Origin of the sequence: Marinomonas gallaica (assembly GCF_001639745.1) — a bacterium.
Lineage (GTDB): Bacteria > Pseudomonadota > Gammaproteobacteria > Pseudomonadales > Marinomonadaceae > Marinomonas > Marinomonas gallaica.
Genome location: NZ_LTAX01000009.1, coordinates 25,347 through 47,003 on the forward strand (window position 1 = coordinate 25,347; position 21,657 = coordinate 47,003).

A 21,657-nucleotide genomic window follows, 5' to 3' on the forward strand; every position below is an offset into this window, starting at 1 on the left:
CCAACCAATTGGTTTAGAACATAGGGTTCTGACCTAGGAGGGGTTGAAATGTACACTAAAATAATGGTGCCTGTAGATTTAGGGCATGTCGATCGATTAGAAAAAGCACTCAAAACGGCGGCTGATATGGCAAATCTTTATGATGTGCCAGTATGTTATGTAGGAGTCTCCAGTTCTGTGCCAAGTAACATAGCGCATGGCTCTGCTGAGTTTACATCTATGATGACATCGTTTGGTCAAGAACAAGCTCAAAAATACAGTTTATCCAATGTGACAGCAGCAGCCTATATTTGCCCTGATCCAACAGTAGATTTAGATGATGTGTTGATAAAAGCTGCTGTTGAAAATAATGCGGATTTGATTGTTATGGCATCTCATGTGCCGGGCCTTGCGGATCATATATTTGCTTCTAATGCAGGTTATGTTGCATCTTATTCAAAAATTTCAGTACTAGTGGTGCGTTAATATTTAATTTATCAGTCCTGCTTTTAAAAAGATCAAATGCTTTAGAGGAGTTGGGCGTTGTTAGCTGGGGCTAAGTGTTCAGCAGCGCAAAAGTGATATGTAATTTTAGTAGTTAAAGTTACTTCGATTCTGAGTTCACTTTTATTCTAAGCTTCGTCCCAGCTTTGGTTGCCATCATTACGAATCAGATAGTACTCCGATGATGGCGCCATCCTCGATTTTCTTTGCTGGGTCCTTGATCAGCTCTAACAGCATACTTACTGCTGATGCCCCCAATTCGTATGTGTCGTGGTGAACGCATGGGATCGGTCTTCCAAAAGCATTAGAATAAGGAATATCATCAATGCTCATGATATGTGCTTGATCAATACCTAGTTTTGCCTCCTGTAAAGCTTCCATTGCACCTATAGTAATCAAGATATTTAAACCAAAAATAGCTTCTGGTCGTTGCCCGCTTTTGATGCATTCTAGCATTGCGTTTTTTGATTTTTCTTTCTGGTAGTCGCCGTATTTAATTGTTAAGGAAATCGGTAGGGTGCAATCTTCTAGTGCTTTTTGAATGCCGTTAATACGATCAATTGTGATACAAGATTCTTTGGGGCCTGCTAATACAAGGATATTCTGGAACCCTTTTGAAAGTAATGACTTCATGGCTTTATAGCCACTGTTAAAATTGTCCAGATAGACACCTGGAAAGCTTGAACATGAGATTTTCCGGTCAATTTGTACAACTGGAATTTGCGTGAGTTCGAGTTTATGTAAGTAAGCTGGCGTGTAGTCATCTGCATCGGATACAGCGGATAAAATAATGCCAGAAGCTTGATACCCCATCAGTGTTTCAATAGCTTTTCGCTCTAGCTCTTCGGAGCCATCTGTATCAAATAACATCAGAGAATAATTGTGAGATTTCGCGATACGATTGATGGCTTTAAATGTATGAGCGTAAAAAGGGTTGTCAATACTGGCAGTGACCAGTCCTATGATACGACTCTCTTGGCTTTTTAGGTTACGCGCAATGGCATTAGGGACGTAGTGGAGCTCATGTGCAGCTGCCAATATTTTCTTAAGCGTTTCTTGCTTCACTTTTTCCGGAGTGTTCAGTGCGCGAGAGACGGTTATGGTAGTCATGCCAACTTTCCGGGCTACATCTGTAATGGTGGCTTTTTTTTTGTGTGTCGACATAATTAATATTCTATATTGTTGAGGCGAAAAAACTGTGTTAAGTTTTAAAAAGTTAACGATAACATTGCGGTAAAAGTTGAGCAATTGAATCATTCGTCTTACTTATGAAGTATGTCCATAATAAGATTTTGAGGATTTTGTCCTTTTTTTTGAAGTGCAATGTTAACGATAACATTGAAAAACCCTTACTCTAAAAATAATTAAAGGTGACCTATCAATGTCTACTTCAAAAAAAACTATGTGTTCTATCGCTGCAGGTGTCGGTTTGGCCGTTGCGTCCATGTCTAGCGCCTATGCGGCAGATACACTTAAGATCGGTATGTCTTTTCAAGAATTAAATAACGAATATTTCGTCGTGATGAAAGAAGCCTTGGAAGAAGCCGCTGATTCGATTGGGGCTGAAGTTATCATTACCGACGCCCACCATGATGTCTCGAAGCAAATCAACGATGTTGAAGATATGATTCAACGTGGTGTAGATATTATTTTGTTGAACCCTACGGATTCGGTCAGTATTGAATCAGCCGTGCTTACCGCTCACGAAGCTGGTGTTGTGACGGTCGCCGTTGATGCACAAGCACAAGGTCCATTGGACTCCTTTGTTGGCTCTAAAAACTATGATGCCGGTTATATGGCGTGCCAATATTTGGGTAAGAATCTTAATGGTAAAGGTGATGTCGCGATTCTGGATGGTATTCCTGTGGTACCGATCTTGGAACGTGTGCGTGGTTGTAAAGATGCCATTGCGGAATTTCCAGGTATGAAAATTGTCGCTGTACAAAATGGTAAACAAGAGCGCAGCCTGTCTATGACCGTGACCGAAAACATGTTGCAAGCAAACCCTAACTTAGCAGGACTGTTCAGTGTTAACGATACTGGTGCTCTAGGCGCACTTACCGCAATTGAATCAAATGGTTCCGATGTCAAGCTGGTGAGTGTTGATGGTAATCCAGAAGCTGTTAAAACAATCGCTGATGGCAACGAACATTTTATTGCAACCTCCGCACAATACCCACGTGACCAAGTTCGCCTCGGCTTAGGCATAGCTTTGGCTAAGCTGTGGGGTTCAAATGTACCTAAAACGGTACCTGTAGACGTCGATTTGATCGACCGCGAAAACGCAGCAGATTTCCACTGGTAATCTCTCTTAGCCCTCTTCAGTGAAGCATACTGAGGAGGGCGCTTTCGTAATTTGTTTATAGGTACAGTGTTATGAATAGTAGCCTTCTTAAGCTTGAGCAAATATCTAAGAACTTTCCTGGCGTTAAAGCCTTATCAGATATGAGTTTGTCATTAGATTCTGGCGAGATTTTAGCCTTGCTAGGCGAAAATGGTGCAGGCAAATCAACACTGATGAAAGTTCTGTGTGGTATTTACCAGCCGGATTCGGGGCATATCTACATTGATGGTAAGCCGATGGTCTTTGCTAACTATCACAATGCCATTGAGGCAGGGATCGGCATCATTTTTCAAGAATTTAGCCTAATTCCTTATCTTAACTCTGTGGAAAATATCTTTCTAGGTCGTGAAGTCACTAATAGGTTGGGGCTCATGCGGACGGCAGAGATGAGAAAAGAAGCAGAAGCGCTGTTTGAGCGTTTAGGTGTTTCTATCGACTTAGACAAACCTGTGGCACATTTGAGTGTGGCAGAGCAGCAGTTTGTCGAAATCGCGAAGGCATTGGCGTTGGATGCTCGTATCTTAGTATTGGACGAGCCGACTGCCACACTTACGCCCAGTGAAGCAGAGCATTTATTTAAGATCATGCGAGAGCTGAAATCACAAGGTGTTGGCATGATCTTTATTTCCCACCACATGGAAGAGATCTTCGCCATTTGTGATCGCATTGTCGTGCTGCGGGATGGACAACCTATTGGTGAAGCAGATACACAAAAAACCAGTGTAGACGAATTAGTCGAGATGATGGTTGGCCGAAAAGTTGAGAGCAGTTTTCCCGCAAAAAATGATCATAAAGAGGATCATGAAATTGTCATTCATGCGAAAGCTATTCAACTTGAAAAAGACACACCCATCAATCAGTTCGAGTTACGTAAAGGTGAAATTCTTGGTTTTGCCGGCCTTGTAGGGTCCGGACGAACTGAGCTTGCAATGGGATTAATTGGCGCTACGCCAGTACATCATAAAGAGATAGAAATGCACGGCGTCGCCGTGAAACTGGACAGTCCGGCTGCTTCACTCTTAGCGGGGATTGGTATTTTACCCGAAAGCCGCAAAACGGAGGGATTGATCTTACCTTTCTCTATCCGCGAGAACATTAGTATCAACAACTTGGCTAAACACACCTCTAAAATTGGTTGGATTGATCAAAGAGATGAAGCAGACAACATCACTGCATTGATCGAAAAAGTTCGTGTAAAAGCCCCAGGGGCAGAGTCAATCGTTGGCAACCTCAGTGGGGGTAATCAACAAAAAGTGGTGATTGCTCGCTGGTTAAATCATGACTGTCGAGTGTTGATCTTTGATGAGCCGACACGGGGGATAGATGTTGGTGCTAAAGCGGAAATCTATCGTTTGATGCGCGGTCTGACGGAAATGGGTGTTTCGATCATTATGATTTCGTCCGAACTGCCTGAAGTTGTGGGTATCAGCGATCGTGTTGCTGTTTTTAAACAGGGCGAGATCGTGCAAACCTTATCCGGTGCTGACGTTAATTCGAATGAGATTATGCGTTATGCAACAGGAGGCGCCAGCCATGAATAATACCTTGCAAAATACTAACAAGACTCAAGGAAAACATTCCATGAATACGCAGCTAGCTCGGTGGCGACAGTCGCCTATCTTTTACCCCTTGTTGGGTTTCATTGTCATTTTTATTGCTATGGCATTTGTGAATGATAATTTTTTAACCACGAACAACCTCAGTAACGTGGCTCGACAAGTATCAATTAACGCCATCATCGCTGTAGGCATGACCTGTGCCATTTTGACTGGCGGCATCGATCTATCAGTCGGTGCGGTCATGGCATTGTCAGGCACCGTCGCGGCGGGCTTAATGATGATGGGCTTGCCGCCTGAGTTGGCCATTCTAGGTTGCTTAATTGTTGGCGGTCTATTTGGTGCTGGCAATGGTGCGTTTGTAGCGTATGCCAAAATGCCTCCCATCATTGTCACATTAGCCACTATGGGGATTGCGCGAGGCTTAGCGCTAATTTATACCGGTGGTTATCCTATTTCGGGGTTACCCAAAGACTTTTCTTTTCTTGGTCGTGGCGAATTTATGGGCATTCAATCGCCCATTATTGTCATGATAATTGTCTATATCATTGCCTTTGTGATTCTAAATAAGACACCTATTGGGCGTTATATCTATGCCATTGGTGGTAATGAAGAGGCAACCCGTTTAAGCGGTGTTCGTGTTAAGCGCTACAAAATGCTGGTGTATACCCTATCTGGTGTGACGGCCGCCATTGCCGGCATTGTACTGACGTCACGTTTAATGAGCGGTCAACCCAACATGGGTGTTGGCTTTGAACTGGATGCGATTGCTGCAGTAGTCTTGGGCGGCACCGCTATTGCCGGCGGACGTGGAGCGATTATTGGCACTTTAATCGGTGCCATGATGCTAGGCGTTCTGAATAATGGCCTCAATTTAATGGGTGTTTCACCGTACGTGCAAAACGTGATTAAGGGCGGCATCATTCTGTTGGCCATCTACATTAGCAGATCGCGCGACAGCAAATAACCCCCATAAGACACAAGGTATTGTGCAGCGTCACAACCCCCCTTGTGCAGATGTTAATTAATTACGAGGTGTAGCGAATGGAGCACGTTATTGGCGTTGATATTGGTACCCAGAGTACCAAAGCGCTGTTGGTGTCCAAAGATGGCCGTATTGTTGCGCAGGCGTCGCACAGCTATCAGGTTGACCAACCAAAACAAATGTGGGCTGAGCAGTGGCCCGATGTTTGGATGGACGCAGTTAAGCATACGATCAAAGGCGTATTAGCGAAAGCCAATGTGCAAGCAAGCGACATAAAAGCACTTTGTGTAAGCAGCTTATACGGTGGCTCAGGAATTCCTGTGGATCAGCATATAAAACCGCTCTATCCATGCTTGATTTGGATGGACCGCCGTGCAGATAAAGAGGTGCAGTTTGTGCGTGAATCGCTTGATTTAGAGCAGTTGCAGACAATCACTGGTAATGGCGTTGATAGTTATCACGGCTTTACAAAAATGCTCTGGCTTAAACACAATTGCCCAGATGTCTGGAATAAAACGCATCTTTTCCTGCCACCAAACAGTTACATTCAATATTTGCTGACTGGAGAGATCGCCGTTGACCATAGCTCTGCCGGTAACATTGGTGGCGTCTATGACATGCAGCAGCGCACTTGGTCAGCGACGCTATTAGAGCAATTAGGCATACCTGAACGTATGATGCCGCCGCGGTTAGTGGCGTCAAATGAAGTTGTGGGTGGCATGCTCGAGTCGATGGCGTTGGAACTTGGCCTAGTACCGGGTACACCGGTGGTAGCTGGTGGCGTTGATGCGGCGGTGGCAACGTTGGCCGCGGGGGTTACTGAACCTGGTAATCATGTAGCGATGATCGGCACCAGTATGTGTTGGGGCTTTATCAATACGGATGTAGACGCCAAAAATGGTCTCGTCAGTATGCCTTATGTGACCAATGCAGAATCGTATAACTATATGTTTGGCGGCGCCATAACGGCGGGCGCCTCGATCAGTTGGTTTCGTGAGCAGTTTTGCCAGGAAGAAAAACAAGCCGCGGATCTTTTGGATGGCGTGGATGTTCATGAATTGCTTGAACTACAAGCCGCAAAAACGGCCGCCGGTGCGAATGGGGTTTTGTTCTTGCCGTATTTAATGGGCGAACGCAGTCCTATTTGGGACAGCAATGCTACAGGTACATTCGTCGGCTTATCTTTGTATCACAAAAAGGCGCATCTATATCGTGCCGTATTAGAAGGCGTCACATTTGCTTTGCGCCACAATATTGAGTGTGGGCAGCGTGCAGCAAAACATTTAGACGATCGTTTAATCGTCGTGGGCGGCGCAGCGCATTCTAGTCTTTGGATGCAAATCATTGCAGATATTACCAACTTTGAGATCTACACCATCGAGCAAGAAGTCGAAGCCCCATTAGGCGCGGCATTTCTTGCGGCGGACGCGATCGGTTTGATTGATGACGCCGGTAAGATTAAAGACTGGTGCCAATTAAGACATCGTGCTACTCCGAATCACGACAATCGTGAGCGCTACGATGAAACCTTCGCAGTCTATAAACAACTGTATCTTGACATGAAAGACAGCATGCATCGCTTAAAGCATATCGCTAATCGCGAATAATGCTTGACGTTTTAAGGTGTGGGACATGATTAAGCAAGATAGTTTTATGAGGTAACAACATGATGTATCTAGGTGTGGATTGCGGTACGCAAAGTACCAAGGTCGTCGTATTTGATACGCAAAAAGCAGCCGTGATTGCGCAAGGAGAATCGCCTCATGAGTTAATTGGAGGAGGTAATGGCCGTCAAGAGCAGCACCCAAAATGGTGGATTCAGGCGTTTCGCGAGGCCTTTCAAAACGCCTTATCTGGAGGCGAATTTCAGGCAACGGATATCGATGCTGTCGGCGTCTCGGGCCAACAGCATGGCTTGGTGGTGCTAGATGATGCAGGGGACGTGATTCGTCCAGCGAAGCTTTGGTGTGATACCGAAACGGCTGAACAAAATGCTGAAATCGTTGCTACATTGGGTGGCACAAAGGGTTGCATCGACACATTGGGGTTGGCGGTAGCGACCGGCTATACCGCCTCTAAGTTGCTCTGGCTCAAGCAAAATGAACCGGATAACTTTGCTCAGGTTGCGCATATTTTGTTGCCCCATGATTACCTGAATTATTGGTTAACCGGTGAATACGTTATGGAGTACGGTGATGCATCGGGAACTGGTTTGCTGAACATTCGGCAACGTTGCTGGTCCGATGCCGCACTTGCCACGATTGATGATCCTGATCGACTTCGAGTCATGCTGCCAACTCTGATTGAAGCACAGCAAGCGGTGGGGACAGTGCGCTCAGAAGTTAGTCTGGAATTGGGCTTGCGTGACGATGTATTGGTGTCCAGTGGTGGCGGTGACAATATGATGGGGGCCATTGGTACGGGGAATATTGAGCAAGGAGTGGTAACCGCCAGTTTAGGAACGTCCGGTACGCTTTATGCCTATAGCGATCAAGCGCCTGATATCAAGCATCCTTTAATTGCGCCATTTTGCTCGTCGTCTAATGGTTGGCTGCTACTAATCTGCACCATGAATCTGACAGGCGCGGTGAATCACTATCGTGATTTATTCGGCTGGAATCTGACGCAGATGCAGCAAGCGGTTGAGCGTTCGCCCATTGGTGCGCAAGGGTTAACTTTGTTGCCATTTTTGAATGGTGAACGCGTCCCAGCGTTACCCAATAGTAGTGCCAGTTTACTGGGGATGAACGCTGATAATTTAACCCCTGACAATATTATGCGCTCAGCTTTGGAAGGCGTCACCTTTGGTTTGCGTTTAGGGATGGATCTGTTGCGCGGGTCAGGCATTGATAGTCAGCAGTTACGCTTAATTGGCGGTGGTGCAAACAGTTCGCTCTGGCGCCAGATGATGGCCGATGTGATGAACTGTCCAGTGGTCTGTCCGACGTCAACGGAATCTGCTGCGTTAGGCGCGGCGATCCAAGCACATTGGTGTCACTTGAATCAACAAGGGCAATTTACCTCACTTAAAGCATTGTGCGAGCGCTTTTCAACACTGAATACTGATCAAGCCGTGTCGCCGAATCCTGACAATGTGGCGCGTTATGAACAAGCCTATCAGCGTTACCGTCAACAGTTGCTGGCGCTGTATCCAGAAAGTATCTGAGGAGAGTTTAAATGTTTGAAGACTTAAAAGGAAAAGCCATTGTGGTGACTGGAGCCAGTAGCGGCATTGGTTGGTTTACGGTTGAACAATTATGTTTGGTCGGAGCGGAGGTAACCGCAGTGGCGCGCAACGCGCAAAAACTGAGTGAGCTCCGTGACTTAACTGGTTGCCATGTGATTGCCGCAGACTTAGCTGACATGGCAGGTATTGAAAAAGTCGATGCTGAACTTGATCGAGTGGATGGGTTGGTTAACTGTGCAGGGTTAGCCATATTAGAGTCGTGTGTGGATGTCACGGACAGCGCATTTGATCAGCAAATGGCAATCAATGCGCGTGCAACGGCCATGATGAGTAAATTAGTCGCCCGTCGTATGATCGCGCAACAACAAGGGGGGGCGATCGTTAACGTTTCCAGTCAAGCTTCATTGGCGTCCTTAACAGACCACTTGAGTTACAGTGCTTCTAAAGGGGCAATGGATGCAATGACACGCGTGATGTGTGCCGAATGGGGCCCTCATAACATTCGCGTTAACAGCGTCAATCCGACTGTTACATTAACGCCGATGGCAAAAGTTGGATGGAGCGATCCACAAAAAGCAGCAGCGATGACAAGTCGCATCCCGTTAGGCCGCTTTGCTGAACCTTTAGAAGTAGTGCAGCCAATTATGTTTTTGCTAGGCAGTGCTGCAAGCATGATTTCCGGTGTCGCACTGCCAATTGATGGTGGTTTCGTTGCGGGGTAGCGCGTTCTAGAGTCCCTTGAATCTATTTTTTTATGACAATATGTTAACGATAACACATTGTCATGCTTGACAGCTGCTGCGTTAAAAGCAGCGTATTAATAAGAAAATCTCAGCGAATGAGAGTCAAAATTAGGAGTTTAGTATGTCTTTAAAATTGGAAGGTAAAGTCGCCGCTGTTACTGGTGGCGCATCAGGTATCGGTTTAGCGTCGGCAAAAGAGATGATTGCCGCGGGTGCTCGCGTTGTCTTAGTGGATCGCGATCAAGCAGCGTTGGACAAGGTGTGCGCTGAATTGGGCGAACAGGCTATCCCATTGGTCCTTGATCTTCTGAATCCTGAGAGTTGTAACCAGCTATTGTCCGGCATTCTAGATAAAGCAGGTCAATTGGATATTTTGTATGCCAATGCTGGCAGCTACATTGGCGGCGACTTGATTGACACAACGCCAGACGCCATCGACCGTATGTTGAATTTGAATGTAAATTCGGTGATGAAAAATGTCCACAATGTTCTACCGTATATGATCGAGCGCGGTTGTGGTGATATTGTTGTAACAGGTTCTGTTGCGGGCCATTATCCTGTGCCGTGGGAACCGATTTATGCGTCCTCTAAATGGGCGATCAACTGCTTTGTACAGACCACTCGTCGCCAAGTAAAAGACCATGGTATTCGTATGGCATCGGTTTCTCCTGGCCCAGTGGCGAGTGCTTTACTAGCAGATTGGCCCGAAGAGAACCTGAAAAAAGCGAAAGAGAGTGGCAGCATTATTGAGCCCGAAGAAGTGGCTGATGCGGTTATGTTTATCCTAACACGACCACGTAACGTCACTATTCGAGATATGATTATCTTACCGTCTGCGTTTGATATGTAAGGTTGATTTAAGGGGGGACTACTGAGTAGCTCACCCCCTTTTAAGAAATTAATATCTCCCTCCGCACTTTAACTTTGCGCCAAAAGCGAGTAAAAACATTCGTTTAATTAATATAATGGATGCCATAAATTACGGCATTCCCCTCTAGATCTGCAAAAGACTATAGAAAGGCGACTAAAGAATGAGTCAGACATGCAAGGAAGTAGAGCGTAGCCTGGTGGGTAAAGGTGTGCTGTTGTGTTTGGCTGCTATGCTGGTTTTCGCTTCTCAAGACGCCGTCACAAAGATGTTGGTTCAGGAAATGTCTGTCGCGCAAGTTGTGCTCGTTCGCTACTGGGTATTTGCTCTGTTTGCGATTATATGGGTGACACGTAGCAGCACGATTCGTCATGCATTACGCTCTGTACGTCCTAAGTTGCAAGTGTTCCGTTCGTTATTGTCGATTGCCGAGATTGCGATTTTTAATTTAGCGCTACGCTATCTTGGTTTGGCGGAGTCCCATGCTCTGATGGCAGTGTTCCCATTGATGGCAATTGCCTTGGCGGCTCCGATTTTAGGTGAGCGCGTTAGCCGTAATTGTTGGTTGGCAGTTATGGCGGGGTTTGTCGGCACACTGATTATCCTACGACCAGGATTAGAAGTGTTTAAAATCGAATCACTGATACCTTTGTCGGCAGCGCTGTGTTTTGCTGGCTATCATGTTGTTACTCGACAGGTCAGTTCGGCGGGCGATGGTTTCAATACCAATGTATTGTATATGGCGCTGGTCGGCTGTGTTTGTGCCACGCTTTTTGGTATCACAGCTTGGCGTGAGCCAAGCATGCAAGAGTGGTTCTTATTGGGCGTGATTTCAGTGATGAGTGTTGCGGCACAATTATTATTAGTGAAGGCACTTGAGTATGCACCTGCTTCCATTCTGCAACCCTTCAATTACAGTCTGTTGGTGTTCGCTACAATTATTGGCTATTTAGTGTTTAATGAATTTCCGGACAGCTTGACCCTTGTGGGTGCCAGTATTGTTATTGTTAGTGGTCTGTATGTGATCTATTCACAACGAGCGAGTTGATTCTTTCGCTTAATCAAACTTGTGCATTTTTGATCCATTCAACGGTTCATATTTGCACAGTTTAAACTTTTTATTAAAATGTGTGCGTAAGCGTGCATATGTGCAAAGACACGAGGTGATGCTTTACATCACCCTTTCGTTGTTACAGCGTACTCTGTACTGACTTTTCCGTAGAATATTTCCTATCGTTTACATCATACATAGGGAAAGTACATGACACATCTATTTGGACAGGCGCTGAAGTTTGGCTCGATTGGCTTAATGTTGTTGGTGTCAGGCATATTGGGAGCCTCTTCAACCCATTAAGTCTCTATGACGTCAGACAATAATGATCACCATTGATTCTGATGGTCTGATTGTACTACTCGCTACTTGAACATTTTAAAGGAGGGAGCATGCAAAAATTAATCGCCGCTGCTGCATCAGCCGTTATTTTATCTGGTTGTAGTCCGACAGAAGACGTGAGCAAAGAAACGTTTAAATACGCAATCAATAACCAGATGTCACAAGACTGCCTAATGTTGAATACTCGGGACTTTGATTTCCCTGTGAGCGTTGATGTTCCTCAAACGGAGCGTGAAAAGTTAATTTCAATAAACAGTGATAGAATCGCTCAATATGATGCATTGGTAGAAGCAGGTCTACTGAGTGTCGAAAGTAACACGAAGACCATCCAATCTGCTTTTGAAGATGAATCGAGCACAATTACCTTGAATGTATATTCCCTTACAGATTTGGGGCAGAAGTCTTTTAAAGAAATACCGTCAAATAGCAATATGGCCGGTGACATTAAAGGGTTATGTGCGGCATCTTACCATGTGGGTAAAGTATTAGAGTTCTCTGAGCCAACGCAGTCTATGGGCGAAACCATTTCCCATGTACGTTACACCTTGTTGCCGACGGGTATTCAAGACTGGGCTCGAAATGACAGTGTTCAAAATGCTTTTCCAACGATGGCAAGTCTTCTTAATACTGAGCGTCGCCAAAGCGCAACCTTAGTTTCAAAAGAGGATGGCTGGGTTTTTCAAGACGACATTAAGTAATCAGGTCAATTCATTTAATGACTGTTTATTAGGGCCTTTCTATGAGTTGGGAGGTCCTAATGAAGCACACTGAGCATTGCTGTTAACGTCTTTTAAATGGTTCATCATTTTCATTTTTTCAGGACAGGTGATCGCGGGAAAATCTTTCTCAGTCTCCGGTATTAAAGAATACTTACGAAGCGCATTGCAAGGTCAAATTCCCCTGCTTGAAACAGCTTATCAGCCAAGTCTGGCATTTCATTTCGCATCTGGATCAAGATTTTTACTAACTCAGCTAATGAACTTGTTGCCGATGTATTCACTGGTTTAGTTGGCAAACCATTGCCTGTTGTTGAGCTAATTACAGATGTTATTGGCTAGTAAGTCCTTCTATTTGCATAAATCACCTGTTGTTTTTGATATTGATTCGAGGAAAGGGCGTGCCTACTCATGTTTAGTAAAGAGTGTTGTTGTCCTGGTGTCATACTTAAGCCTTTATTTCATGTGTGCTTGCGAATTAACAGCCAATTACTGCACAGTCGTATTAAGAGAACATATTTCTTGGTTAATCAATAACTTGTGCATTGCCTACTGCATTCACTTTACATAGCCTTTGCTTTCCTTTAATACAAATTGACGCTGTGATCGTCATAATAGAAGTCACTTAAAGCACATTCAAAGAGGTACGAAACATGACTATTTCAGCGAAGAAAGCAGGTAAGTTAGGTGTGGTTGGATTAGCCGTTGCGATGGCAGCCTCCGTGGCGACAACGTCCTTTGCCGGAGATACAATGCACAATGACAAGCAGGCAGCACCGCATGCCGTTCAGCCTTACTCTGAGCAAATGGTGCAGCGTATGTCTGCTCAGCTTAAATTTGACGAAGAGACCAAAGCAGACGTGTCAGAATTGTTCGCAGAAGCGCGCGAAGAGCACCAAGAGTTGTTAGATGATATGCGCGCTTTCAGCAGCCCCGTTAAAATGTTGAGCCCTAAAGACGATGGCTATGTTGACCAAATTGAAGAGCTTGCAGAGAAACGCAGTGAATTGATGGTACGCATGGACGTACAGCAAGCCGAGATCCGTCATGAGTTCTACGAACTGTTGACTGATGAGCAAATTGCGTTGCTAGAAGCTAAGAAGCAAGCAGGTAGCTAGTCGGTTTGTAATGCGGAGTGTTCTGCTAGACAAAAAATAGCCGCATTTTGTAATGCGGCTATTTTAGTTGTCATTAGCGTTTCTTACCGCCTTTATTGTTTCCACCTTTGCCTTTCGCTTTGCTTTGAGGCTTTGGCTTATAGGCTTTTTTCTCAGGCTCGGTACGTAGCGCCAAAAATAGGTCTGTCACCAATTGCGGGATTTGATCGATGCAAGACTGAGTCAGTTTTTCGCTTTCACGAATTTGCTGAACTTCTTCGTCTTCAAATAATCCGGATGCCACCATAAAGGGTAATAAAAGCTCGGCAATCTCTTCTTCTTTATCGGTTTCAAACCAATGACGTTCAGTGAAAAATACACCTTCCATGAAGCCTGATGCCCACTCTTCCAGCTCACTTAACTCATCTGGGTTGGAGCTAACTTCGATTTCACAAGGCACTAGGAAGTCATCTTCTGACTCTAATTCTTTTTGAATGTCCCCAAAAAGACGAGTAAATAAATTCTCAATGTGCTTTTGTTCTTTATCAGAGGTAAAATTAGGCGTTTCCTCGAATACAATAGGTAACCATTGGGACGCAGCAGGTGCTTCAGTACTGATCGAAAGTGCTGTTAAAAAGCCATGTGCCATAACAAAGTTTTGGCAATCTTCGTGAACAGAGTCTGAGTCCAAAAAGTTTTCTAGTTCTTCAAGTTCTAGATCATCAAGAGGTTGGTGTTGCATTTAGGTTTTCCTATTATTCAATCGCAACACAGTTTAAACACATCAGTTGTAAAAAACCATGAGCAAGCCAGTCAAAATCGATACAGTTGTTGCCATTAACCCTGTGCAGACAGCATTAAAGCGCTTAGGGTTCGATGATTTCATTGGGTCGCAGCAAATCTGTGTCGAATCCCTGATGCGTGGGCAAGATGTTTTAGCCTTGTTGCCAACAGGGGCGGGTAAATCCGCCATTTATCAAGTCGCGTCATTGGCTCGGACTGGGGTCGGTTTGGTTATCAGCCCATTGATTGCCATTATGCAGCAACAAGTGGTCAGTCTTCAGACGCTTGGAGTTAGGGCGGAATTTTTAAACTCTACTCAAAATGGTGCTGAACAAAACGACTTGTACTGGCGCTTGCGACATAATGATGTGGAGATTTTGTATATGTCTCCTGAAAAATTGTTACAGGCCAGCGTCCTTGGATTGTTGGAAGATATTGATGTGTCATGCATCGCTATTGATGAAGCGCATTGTGTGATGCGCTGGGGCAGCCAGTTCCGCCCAGAATATGCTCAGTTAGGTTGCCTAAAAGAAAAGTTTCCTGAAGTACCTGTCATTGCGTTAACGGGGACGCTATTGCCAGAAAATCAGCAACAAGTTCAAGTAGCGCTTGGTCTTTTTGAGCCTAATGTGGTTCGAGAAAGTGTGAATCGCCCCAATATACGGTTACAGGTATCGCAAAAACGTCGTGCAAAACAGCAGCTCTTATCCTTTTTAATGAAAGATGGCATGGCCCAGCCAGGAATTGTTTATTGTCGATCGCGCTCGAAAACTGAGGAGCTGTCAAAATGGCTTACATCCCATGGTATTCAAGCGACTTGCTACCACGCCAACTTATCATCGTGTGAGCGTGACTTTGCTCATCAGCGTTTCGCCCAAGGTAAAGTGCAAGTTCTGGTGGCGACAACGGCTTATGGAATGGGGATCGATTTAGATCACGTAAGATTTGTTGTGCATATGGATTTACCTCTGTCAATTGAGAACTATGCCCAAGAAATTGGTCGAGCGGGACGCGATGGCAAGCCCGCGCAAGCACTTCTTTTTTATGGTCTGCAAGACATTATGCAGACATGGGAATTTGTTCAGCAAGAAGGGTTAGAGCCTGAATTCTGGCGTTTGATGAGCTGTCTGGAACACCCTCAGTGTCGAAGAGCCTCGCTGCTGTCCGCGTTTGACGAAATGGCAGAAAGCGAGTGTGGCAATTGTGATCGATGTACGAACAAAGGTAAGCAACACAACGTCACGGTCGCTGCGCAGAAGTTTTTGAGTTTAGTGCATTTTACTCGCGGCGGAGTACCCTTTGCCTCACTTGTAAATACCCTATTAGGTAAAAGTATTAAGAGTGTGACCAATTTTGGTCTTGAAAAGCATGGATTATTTGGAGCAGGGAAATCACTGGATGAATTACAGTGGAAGGCGGTGGTGCGTCAGCTGTTAGCAAAAGGCTTCTTGACTCAGCGAAGTGTGAGGCCATTTTCTGTGATGTTGACAGAAAAAAGTCGTTTGGTATTGCGTTCGGAAGAACAAATTATTGTTTCATCTGATTGGTTTTATCCTGCATTAAAAGATACGGATTTGGAAATGCTTAGCCAAGGAGCTTGGAGCGAGCTAATGCAATGGAGTGTGGCAAACCGAGTATCGGAATATTTGTCAGAAACTCAATTGCATAAAGTGTTTGAATCGCAGCCGAGCTCTTTAGCGTCTATGAGTCGAATCACGGGATTAAGTAAAAATCGCCTAACCGAGTTAAATGCCCATACTTTGTTCGTAGAGGGGCAGTATGAGTAGTGTTGTCAGTCACAAAAATGTTGAGAGAATCGAGAACAAAATCAGTGACTGTCTTAATAGAGCAGAACGCTATTTCAAAATTGGCCTTCAGCGTCCCAGTTTTAATTTTAAGCAGCGAGGTCGAACCGCTGGCACGGCATATTTACAACGCAATGAGATGCGCTTTAATACCTATATGCTGCAACAGGACCCAGATAAATTCATTGACCACGTAGTGCCACATGAGTTGGCGCACATTGTGGTCTATCAGGTGTTTGGTTCAAAAGTTCGTCCTCACGGGAAAGAATGGATTGCTGTGATGGAGCATTTGTTTGATGTTGAAGCCAGCCGCACCCATGACTTTGATGTACCCAAGCCACGTAATCTATTCCTCTATCAATGTGCCTGCCAAGTGCATGAGTTTACCGCTCATCGTCATGGTCGTGCAGTGAAAGGCACGCAGTATGTCTGTCGTTATTGTCGAAAAAATTTGAATTTTCTAAAAAAGAAGTAAACCTATTTATCCATTCGACGATAGGGTGCTTCAACAAAGTGGTTGTAGTAAGATACCGCCATCTGTTTTATGGTAATTAAGAATGAACGCTGAGATCGATCGAAAAGAAAAGCTTGAGCTAAATAAACTGCAAAAACGACTTCGTCGAATGACTGGACAAGCCATTGCGGACTTCAACATGATTGAAGATGGCGATAAAGTAATGGTGTGTTTGTCAGGCGGCAAAGACTCTTACACAATGTTAGATATCCTTTGCAACCTGAAAAAGAGTGCGCCAATCCATTTTGACATTGTAGCCGTCAACTTGGATCAGAAACAGCCGGGATTTCCAGAGCATATTCTGCCTGCTTACCTTGCCGATTTGGGTGTGGACTATCATATTCTTGAAAAAGATACTTACAGTATCGTTAAGGAATTGGTGCCTGAAGGTAAAACGACTTGTGGCTTATGTTCTCGTTTGCGCCGCGGCTCTTTGTATGGTTTTGCTGAAGAAATTGGCGCAACGAAAATTGCGTTAGGCCATCACCGTGACGATATTCTTGAAACCCTGTTTTTGAATATGTTTTTTGGTGGCAAGCTTAAGGCAATGCCGCCAAAACTGTTGAGTGATGATGGCAAGCATGTGGTGATTCGTCCACTTGCTTACTGCAAAGAGTCCGATATTGAACAGTATTCTTTACGCAAGGCTTTCCCGATCATTCCTTGCAATCTGTGCGGGTCTCAGGAAAATCTACAACGTCAAGTTGTGAAAGAAATGCTTCAAGGATGGGAGAAACAATACCCTGGTCGTCTTGATACTATGTTCTCAGCTGTTCAGAATGTTGTACCGTCGCATTTGGCCGATACTGAACTGTTTGACTTCAAAAGTTTGACGCAATCCGAAGATGCATTGAAACGCTTAAATATTATTGAGCTTTAAAAAAGGAAGCAGTATGTCGATGAAGAAACTTTTACCAATCGTATTAGGGGCCGCTATTTCAATGACAGCCCATGCGAGTGATACAGTAGAAGGCAGCCTTTCTAATGATGCTGTTAAAGTAGATATGAGCCTAGACCAAGGTAAATACTTCTTTGATGCAGGTGGTATGTATCACACTGATGATGGCAAATATGGCTACATTGGTGCGCACATCGAAGATATCGATACTGCAAAAGATTACCCAGTTCAAATCGGCTTAGGTATGCGCTTAATGGCGATTGATACTGAGTACGACGTTGATAATGCGGGTATGGCGATTGCGCTAGGTGGTTTCTACCGTTACACCTTTCCTAAAGCAAACCGCTTTAGCGTATTAGGCTCGTTATATTACTCACCGAAAGTATTATCGTTCCAAAATATTGACAGCATGTACCAAGCTGAAATCCGTGGGGAATATCGTACGTTGCGTAATGCTCGTGTATTTCTACGTTACGGCTTAACTAGCGTAGATCTAGAGAGCTATCGTGATGATGTGGACATGAATAAAGGTGTTGCGATCGGTGTTTCTGCTACGTTTTAGTAGTAACTGCTATACCGAATATAAAGCAATGATAAAAAGGTGGCTGATGCCACCTTTTTTATTAATCAAAAGAAGAGTTATTCACCTTCAAAAGCACACAATGCAAACACTGGAATGTCCATTTCTTGGATTTTCGCGCTGCCTCCAAGGTCTGGTAAGTCAATGATCGCAGCCACTTCTTTAATGTTAGCGCCTTGCTGTTTTAACAAGCTCATAGCGGCAACAAGCGTGCCGCCTGTCGCGATCAAGTCGTCGAACAATAGAACTTGTGCACCCGCTTCAACAGCACCTTCTTGAATTTCTAATTCTGCGCTGCCGTATTCCAAATCGTAGCTTTGCGAGATTGTTTTGCCTGGTAACTTACCCTTTTTACGAACAAGTACTAGAGGTTTACGTAATTCGTAAGCTAATACGGATGCGATCAAGAAGCCACGAGCATCGATACAGGCTATGTGAGTAATATCACTATCAATGTAGCGGTGTACATAAGCATCAACCACCATACGCATTCCTTTTGGATTGCTGAAAATTGGTGTGATATCACGAAAGCTGATGCCCGGCTTTGGCCAGTCTTCAATAGTACGAATTAGAGACTTAAAGTAAAAGTCGTCAAAGAGCATAGATAAACCTTAACTAACTGGTTAAATTAAACGTGCTCAATGGTAGCACATTCTCCCGCGGCCCCGACAAGTTTCTCCATTTCAGGAAGATTGACGATGGAAATTTCTTTGCCATCAACATCAATCAAACCGTTCTTTTGGAAACGTGTCATAACGCGACTAACTGTCTCAACCGCTAAGCCTAAGTAGTTACCAATTTCACCACGAGACATCGATAAACGGAAGGAAGTTGCTGAGTATCCACGCTTTTTAAAACGGTGTGACAGGTTTAACAGGAACGAGGCTACTTTTTCATCTGCATTTTTCTTGCCTAACAGCACCATCATCTGCTGATCGTCACAAATTTTACGGCTCATTAAGCGGAAAAGTTGATGTTTTAAAGATGGGATCTGTGAAGACAGCTGTTCAAGGTGCGAAAAAGGAATTTCACAGACTGTCGTTGTTTCAAGCGCTTTGGCTGAAATAGGGTAGTGATTATCATCGATACCACTAAGGCCAACAAGTTCACTTGGACAGTAGAACCCCGTGATCTGTTCTTCGCCAGAGTTAGTGATATTAAATGTTTTTAGTGTGCCTGTACGAACTGCAAATACGGAGTTGAATTCTTCACCTTGATGAAACAGCAACTCGCCTTTCTTCAATGGTCGTTTTCGCTCGATGATTTGGTCTAGACGATTCACGTCTTCGTCCGCTAATGCAATTGGCAAACATAATGCGCTTAAGCTGCAATTCTGACATTGTGATGTCAGTTTACTGCTAAAACGATTGTTTGAGTTAGAAATTGCCATGTTAACTCTCCCTGAGCTCGATCGGGTAATTTATATAACTTTAGAAAAATTTGACTGGGTTGTGAGGTATTTATCGAACGCCATGCACACGCAGCGTACGAGTAATCGACCTACTTCCGTTATTTTTATATGTACTTGATTATTTTCATGATAGACGGTTATGACACCATCTTCCTCTAGATTCTTTAGGGAATCCAGTTCTGCTTCAAAATATTCGAGAAATCTAATACTAAAGGCTAATTCAATGTCTTGGCTATTTAATTCGTTATGACATAGCAGTTGCATGATAGCAGCGTGACGAATGCGATCATCTAAACTGCTGATATAGCCTTTCATAATCGCTAATTGGCCGTTTTCGATGCTATTTTGGTAGAGCGAAAGGTCGGTATGATTTTGGAAATAGGCTTCCCCAACCTGACTGATAGCAGAGACTCCAAAAGCCAATAAGTCTGTTTCAGCATGGGTGGTGTACCCTTGAAAATTGCGTTGTAGATGACCTTCTTGTTGTGCTTTTGTTAATGTGTCATCGGGCTTGGCAAAATGATCCATACCAATATAAACATAGCCAGCGCGCGTGAGTTTATCAATGCTTAACTTTAGCAGTGCCAGCTTTTGGTCGGGTGAAGGTAAGTCTTCATCCAATATTCGTCGCTGCGGTGCGAAGCGCTGCGGTAAATGGGCATAGTTAAACACAGAAATTCGATCTGGAGACAGTTCAATGACCTTATCTAAGGTATCTTTAAAACCTTCTAAGGTCTGTTTGGGTAAGCCGTAAATTAAATCGAAGTTTACTGAGCGGTAGCCTAGCTCACGCACATCTGCTAATACATCGTTCACAAGCTCTAACGGTTGAATTCGATGAATGGCTTTTTGAACGTCATGATTAAAATCTTGAATGCCTAAGCTCACTCGGTTGAAACCTAGGGTCTTAAGTAGTTCAAGTTTGGATCGATCTACTTCACGTGGGTCTATTTCAATGCTGAAATCTTGTGTGCCATCCGTGACTAAATTGAAGTAATCTCCAATCATAGAGAATAAGTGCTTAAGGTTCTCTTCACTTAAGAAAGTTGGCGTACCGCCACCGAAATGCAGTTGTGTCACGGGGCGTGACTGATTGAGCATGAGCGCTCGTAAGCGCATTTCTTCGCCTAATAATTCAACATATTCAGTGCCTTTGTCGTATTGCTTGGTAACGATTTTATTACAGGCGCAGTAATAGCAAAGATGAGCGCAAAAAGGAACGTGAAAATATAAACTCAGTGGCGCACTCGAGGGCTCAAGCATCTTACCAATCAATTCCATCTTGCTGATATCAGTGCTGAACTGAGGTGCAGTAGGGTATGACGTGTATCGCGGCCCTGCAAGGTTGTATTTTTGGATAAGTCTGGAGTCCCAAAGCATAAGGTTTTTCCTATTAAAATTGCTAATAGGAAGTTTACCTGCATCTTTATTTTGCTTGATGACTTAGATCAATTATTGAGTTCATACAATATTAGAAAGTAGGTTTTTTATGGAGGGAATTGTATATAGACCATAGCCAATCAAACTGACGCCAAATATCCAAGCAAGATGGTAATGGCTCCATACTTTTTTTAATTGTTGACTGAACATCGCAGCAAGCAGCATCGCAGGTAATGTACCCATTGAAAAACCGAGCATAGCCATCAGAGATAGCTCGATTGAACCTAATGATGATGCCCATAAAACTGTTGAGTACACAAGCCCACAAGGTAACCATCCCCATACCATGCCAGCCCCAACAGCTTGCCCAAGGGTTTGGATGGGTAAAAATGATTTGGCAAACGGTTGGACGTATTTCCAAATGTAACGTCCCAATGACTCAATCCGAAGAATAAATTTCGACAGACCGCAGATGTACAGCCCCATTAGAACCAACAAAATGCCCGCGAATGTTCGTAGCGGTGTCATCAATTCTGAGTAGATCGATGCAAAGCCAAGATTGATAGCCGACGCGAGTATTAATGTTAAAATGCAGTAAGATAAAATGCGGCCAAAGTTATAGGCAACAATGGTTTGAAAAGCGGTTTTATTGCCAATCGATAGCATAGAGGCTAAGCCACCACACATCCCTAAACAGTGACCCGCTCCAGCTAACCCGATGAGCAATGCGCTAATAAAAATCGACATCACGCTTTTTTGTCCGTGTCATCGTCTTCAAATAAAATACGCTCACCTTCTCGATTTAAGTCGTCAAATTGGTCCCCTTTAACGGCCCAAATAAATATGATGATGGCAATGACAACAAATATGCCCGCTATTGGGATAAGTAAAAATAGACTTTCCATGAATACATC

General features: G+C 44.2%; 23 protein-coding genes. 15 read left to right on the plus strand and 8 right to left on the minus strand.

Going from position 1 to position 21,657, the window contains the following annotated elements; genetic code table 11:
• Positions 1-48: 48 nt before the first annotated feature.
• Positions 49-465: a universal stress protein gene (locus tag AYW76_RS10045; protein ID WP_067219322.1), complete on the plus strand. Its 417-nt coding sequence runs from the start codon at positions 49-51 to the stop codon at positions 463-465.
• Between the two features lie 177 nt (positions 466-642).
• Here the strand turns inward: AYW76_RS10045 and AYW76_RS10050 are convergent, their stop codons facing one another.
• Entirely contained in the window at positions 643-1,740 is a 1,098-nt protein-coding gene (locus tag AYW76_RS10050; RefSeq protein WP_231872589.1) for a LacI family DNA-binding transcriptional regulator, read from the minus strand.
• A 124-nt stretch (positions 1,741-1,864) separates the two neighbouring features.
• Here AYW76_RS10050 and AYW76_RS10055 point away from each other — a divergent pair, with 124 nt between their 5' ends.
• The 9 genes from AYW76_RS10055 (at position 1,865) to AYW76_RS10095 (ending at position 12,257) form a co-directional block, all read left to right on the plus strand.
• The gene (locus tag AYW76_RS10055) at positions 1,865-2,788 is read left to right on the plus strand and encodes an ABC transporter substrate-binding protein (RefSeq protein WP_067037622.1); all 924 of its coding nucleotides are present in this window, start codon (positions 1,865-1,867) and stop codon (positions 2,786-2,788) included.
• 71 nt (positions 2,789-2,859) lie between these two features.
• Positions 2,860-4,368, plus strand: a complete 1,509-nt coding sequence (locus tag AYW76_RS10060; protein ID WP_067219331.1) for a sugar ABC transporter ATP-binding protein — start codon at positions 2,860-2,862, stop codon at positions 4,366-4,368.
• A 40-nt stretch (positions 4,369-4,408) separates the two neighbouring features.
• Complete coding sequence (locus AYW76_RS10065; RefSeq protein WP_139084544.1) at positions 4,409-5,350, plus strand: ABC transporter permease; 942 nt, start codon at positions 4,409-4,411, stop codon at positions 5,348-5,350.
• Between the two features lie 77 nt (positions 5,351-5,427).
• Positions 5,428-6,975, plus strand: coding sequence for an FGGY-family carbohydrate kinase (locus AYW76_RS10070; protein ID WP_067219338.1), 1,548 nt, complete (start codon positions 5,428-5,430; stop codon positions 6,973-6,975).
• A 59-nt stretch (positions 6,976-7,034) separates the two neighbouring features.
• On the plus strand, positions 7,035-8,534 hold the full coding sequence (gene xylB / locus AYW76_RS10075) for a xylulokinase (RefSeq protein ID WP_331709447.1): 1,500 nt from the start codon (positions 7,035-7,037) through the stop codon (positions 8,532-8,534).
• 11 nt (positions 8,535-8,545) lie between these two features.
• Positions 8,546-9,277: an SDR family oxidoreductase gene (locus tag AYW76_RS10080; protein ID WP_067219340.1), complete on the plus strand. Its 732-nt coding sequence runs from the start codon at positions 8,546-8,548 to the stop codon at positions 9,275-9,277.
• A gap of 142 nt (positions 9,278-9,419) precedes the next feature.
• Complete coding sequence (locus AYW76_RS10085) at positions 9,420-10,148, plus strand: SDR family oxidoreductase (protein WP_067219342.1); 729 nt, start codon at positions 9,420-9,422, stop codon at positions 10,146-10,148.
• Positions 10,149-10,329: 181 nt separating this feature from the next.
• Complete coding sequence (locus AYW76_RS10090; RefSeq protein WP_067219348.1) at positions 10,330-11,214, plus strand: DMT family transporter; 885 nt, start codon at positions 10,330-10,332, stop codon at positions 11,212-11,214.
• A gap of 395 nt (positions 11,215-11,609) precedes the next feature.
• Entirely contained in the window at positions 11,610-12,257 is a 648-nt protein-coding gene (locus tag AYW76_RS10095) for a hypothetical protein (RefSeq protein ID WP_067219352.1), read from the plus strand.
• A 161-nt stretch (positions 12,258-12,418) separates the two neighbouring features.
• Here the strand turns inward: AYW76_RS10095 and AYW76_RS19110 are convergent, their stop codons facing one another.
• Positions 12,419-12,574, minus strand: a complete 156-nt coding sequence (locus AYW76_RS19110; RefSeq protein WP_156489062.1) for a hypothetical protein — start codon at positions 12,572-12,574, stop codon at positions 12,419-12,421.
• Positions 12,575-12,928: 354 nt separating this feature from the next.
• Between AYW76_RS19110 and AYW76_RS10100 the strand changes: the two genes are divergently transcribed.
• The gene (locus AYW76_RS10100; protein WP_067219358.1) at positions 12,929-13,393 is read left to right on the plus strand and encodes a Spy/CpxP family protein refolding chaperone; all 465 of its coding nucleotides are present in this window, start codon (positions 12,929-12,931) and stop codon (positions 13,391-13,393) included.
• Between the two features lie 73 nt (positions 13,394-13,466).
• On the opposite strand, the gene AYW76_RS10105 is transcribed toward AYW76_RS10100, so the two are convergent.
• Positions 13,467-14,114, minus strand: coding sequence for a YecA/YgfB family protein (locus tag AYW76_RS10105; protein ID WP_067037648.1), 648 nt, complete (start codon positions 14,112-14,114; stop codon positions 13,467-13,469).
• A 58-nt stretch (positions 14,115-14,172) separates the two neighbouring features.
• On the opposite strand from AYW76_RS10105, the gene AYW76_RS10110 reads away from it, so the two are divergent.
• The 4 genes from AYW76_RS10110 (at position 14,173) to AYW76_RS10125 (ending at position 17,934) form a co-directional block, all read left to right on the plus strand.
• Positions 14,173-15,942 (plus strand): RecQ family ATP-dependent DNA helicase, encoded by a 1,770-nt coding sequence (locus AYW76_RS10110; protein ID WP_067219363.1) that lies wholly within the window; start codon positions 14,173-14,175, stop codon positions 15,940-15,942.
• Positions 15,935-16,435: a SprT family zinc-dependent metalloprotease gene (locus tag AYW76_RS10115; protein ID WP_067219365.1), complete on the plus strand. Its 501-nt coding sequence runs from the start codon at positions 15,935-15,937 to the stop codon at positions 16,433-16,435. Before AYW76_RS10110 ends, AYW76_RS10115 begins: the two co-directional genes overlap by 8 nt.
• Before the next feature lie 82 nt (positions 16,436-16,517).
• Entirely contained in the window at positions 16,518-17,354 is an 837-nt protein-coding gene (gene ttcA / locus AYW76_RS10120) for a tRNA 2-thiocytidine(32) synthetase TtcA (RefSeq protein ID WP_067219368.1), read from the plus strand.
• A 13-nt stretch (positions 17,355-17,367) separates the two neighbouring features.
• Positions 17,368-17,934, plus strand: a complete 567-nt coding sequence (locus AYW76_RS10125) for a YfaZ family outer membrane protein (RefSeq protein ID WP_067037655.1) — start codon at positions 17,368-17,370, stop codon at positions 17,932-17,934.
• A 77-nt stretch (positions 17,935-18,011) separates the two neighbouring features.
• On the opposite strand, the gene AYW76_RS10130 is transcribed toward AYW76_RS10125, so the two are convergent.
• The 5 genes from AYW76_RS10130 to ccoS form a co-directional block, all read right to left on the minus strand.
• On the minus strand, positions 18,012-18,554 hold the full coding sequence (locus AYW76_RS10130) for an adenine phosphoribosyltransferase (RefSeq protein WP_067037657.1): 543 nt from the start codon (positions 18,552-18,554) through the stop codon (positions 18,012-18,014).
• A gap of 26 nt (positions 18,555-18,580) precedes the next feature.
• A complete protein-coding gene (fnr, locus tag AYW76_RS10135; protein ID WP_067037659.1) occupies positions 18,581-19,342 on the minus strand; it encodes a fumarate/nitrate reduction transcriptional regulator Fnr in 762 nt (253 codons plus the stop codon).
• Between the two features lie 30 nt (positions 19,343-19,372).
• Positions 19,373-20,743 carry an oxygen-independent coproporphyrinogen III oxidase gene (gene hemN, locus AYW76_RS10140; RefSeq protein ID WP_067037661.1) on the minus strand — a complete coding sequence of 457 codons (1,371 nt, stop codon included), beginning with the start codon at positions 20,741-20,743 and terminating at the stop codon, positions 19,373-19,375.
• An 81-nt stretch (positions 20,744-20,824) separates the two neighbouring features.
• The gene (locus tag AYW76_RS10145; protein WP_067219370.1) at positions 20,825-21,490 is read right to left on the minus strand and encodes a sulfite exporter TauE/SafE family protein; all 666 of its coding nucleotides are present in this window, start codon (positions 21,488-21,490) and stop codon (positions 20,825-20,827) included.
• Entirely contained in the window at positions 21,490-21,648 is a 159-nt protein-coding gene (gene ccoS, locus AYW76_RS10150) for a cbb3-type cytochrome oxidase assembly protein CcoS (RefSeq protein ID WP_067219374.1), read from the minus strand. Before ccoS ends, AYW76_RS10145 begins: the two co-directional genes overlap by 1 nt.
• Positions 21,649-21,657: the final 9 nt, after the last annotated feature.

Excerpts from the sequence above, each read along its gene's own strand:
- ccoS (WP_067219374.1), bottom strand. The coding sequence starts at position 21,648 with ATGGAAAGTCTATTTTTACTTATCCCAATAGCGGGCATATTTGTTGTC.
- AYW76_RS10055 (WP_067037622.1), top strand. The coding sequence starts at position 1,865 with ATGTCTACTTCAAAAAAAACTATGTGTTCTATCGCTGCAGGTGTCGGT.
- AYW76_RS10110 (WP_067219363.1), top strand. The coding sequence starts at position 14,173 with ATGAGCAAGCCAGTCAAAATCGATACAGTTGTTGCCATTAACCCTGTG.
- AYW76_RS10080 (WP_067219340.1), top strand. The coding sequence starts at position 8,546 with ATGTTTGAAGACTTAAAAGGAAAAGCCATTGTGGTGACTGGAGCCAGT.
- AYW76_RS10045 (WP_067219322.1), top strand. The coding sequence starts at position 49 with ATGTACACTAAAATAATGGTGCCTGTAGATTTAGGGCATGTCGATCGA.
- hemN (WP_067037661.1), bottom strand. The coding sequence starts at position 20,743 with ATGCTTTGGGACTCCAGACTTATCCAAAAATACAACCTTGCAGGGCCG.
- AYW76_RS10050 (WP_231872589.1), bottom strand. The coding sequence starts at position 1,740 with ATGATTCAATTGCTCAACTTTTACCGCAATGTTATCGTTAACTTTTTA.
- AYW76_RS10130 (WP_067037657.1), bottom strand. The coding sequence starts at position 18,554 with ATGCTCTTTGACGACTTTTACTTTAAGTCTCTAATTCGTACTATTGAA.
- AYW76_RS10095 (WP_067219352.1), top strand. The coding sequence starts at position 11,610 with ATGCAAAAATTAATCGCCGCTGCTGCATCAGCCGTTATTTTATCTGGT.
- AYW76_RS10145 (WP_067219370.1), bottom strand. The coding sequence starts at position 21,490 with ATGTCGATTTTTATTAGCGCATTGCTCATCGGGTTAGCTGGAGCGGGT.
- AYW76_RS10085 (WP_067219342.1), top strand. The coding sequence starts at position 9,420 with ATGTCTTTAAAATTGGAAGGTAAAGTCGCCGCTGTTACTGGTGGCGCA.
- AYW76_RS10070 (WP_067219338.1), top strand. The coding sequence starts at position 5,428 with ATGGAGCACGTTATTGGCGTTGATATTGGTACCCAGAGTACCAAAGCG.
- AYW76_RS10125 (WP_067037655.1), top strand. The coding sequence starts at position 17,368 with ATGTCGATGAAGAAACTTTTACCAATCGTATTAGGGGCCGCTATTTCA.
- AYW76_RS10100 (WP_067219358.1), top strand. The coding sequence starts at position 12,929 with ATGACTATTTCAGCGAAGAAAGCAGGTAAGTTAGGTGTGGTTGGATTA.
- AYW76_RS10115 (WP_067219365.1), top strand. The coding sequence starts at position 15,935 with ATGAGTAGTGTTGTCAGTCACAAAAATGTTGAGAGAATCGAGAACAAA.
- xylB (WP_331709447.1), top strand. The coding sequence starts at position 7,035 with ATGATGTATCTAGGTGTGGATTGCGGTACGCAAAGTACCAAGGTCGTC.
- fnr (WP_067037659.1), bottom strand. The coding sequence starts at position 19,342 with ATGGCAATTTCTAACTCAAACAATCGTTTTAGCAGTAAACTGACATCA.
- ttcA (WP_067219368.1), top strand. The coding sequence starts at position 16,518 with ATGAACGCTGAGATCGATCGAAAAGAAAAGCTTGAGCTAAATAAACTG.
- AYW76_RS10105 (WP_067037648.1), bottom strand. The coding sequence starts at position 14,114 with ATGCAACACCAACCTCTTGATGATCTAGAACTTGAAGAACTAGAAAAC.
- AYW76_RS10090 (WP_067219348.1), top strand. The coding sequence starts at position 10,330 with ATGAGTCAGACATGCAAGGAAGTAGAGCGTAGCCTGGTGGGTAAAGGT.
- AYW76_RS10060 (WP_067219331.1), top strand. The coding sequence starts at position 2,860 with ATGAATAGTAGCCTTCTTAAGCTTGAGCAAATATCTAAGAACTTTCCT.
- AYW76_RS10065 (WP_139084544.1), top strand. The coding sequence starts at position 4,409 with ATGAATACGCAGCTAGCTCGGTGGCGACAGTCGCCTATCTTTTACCCC.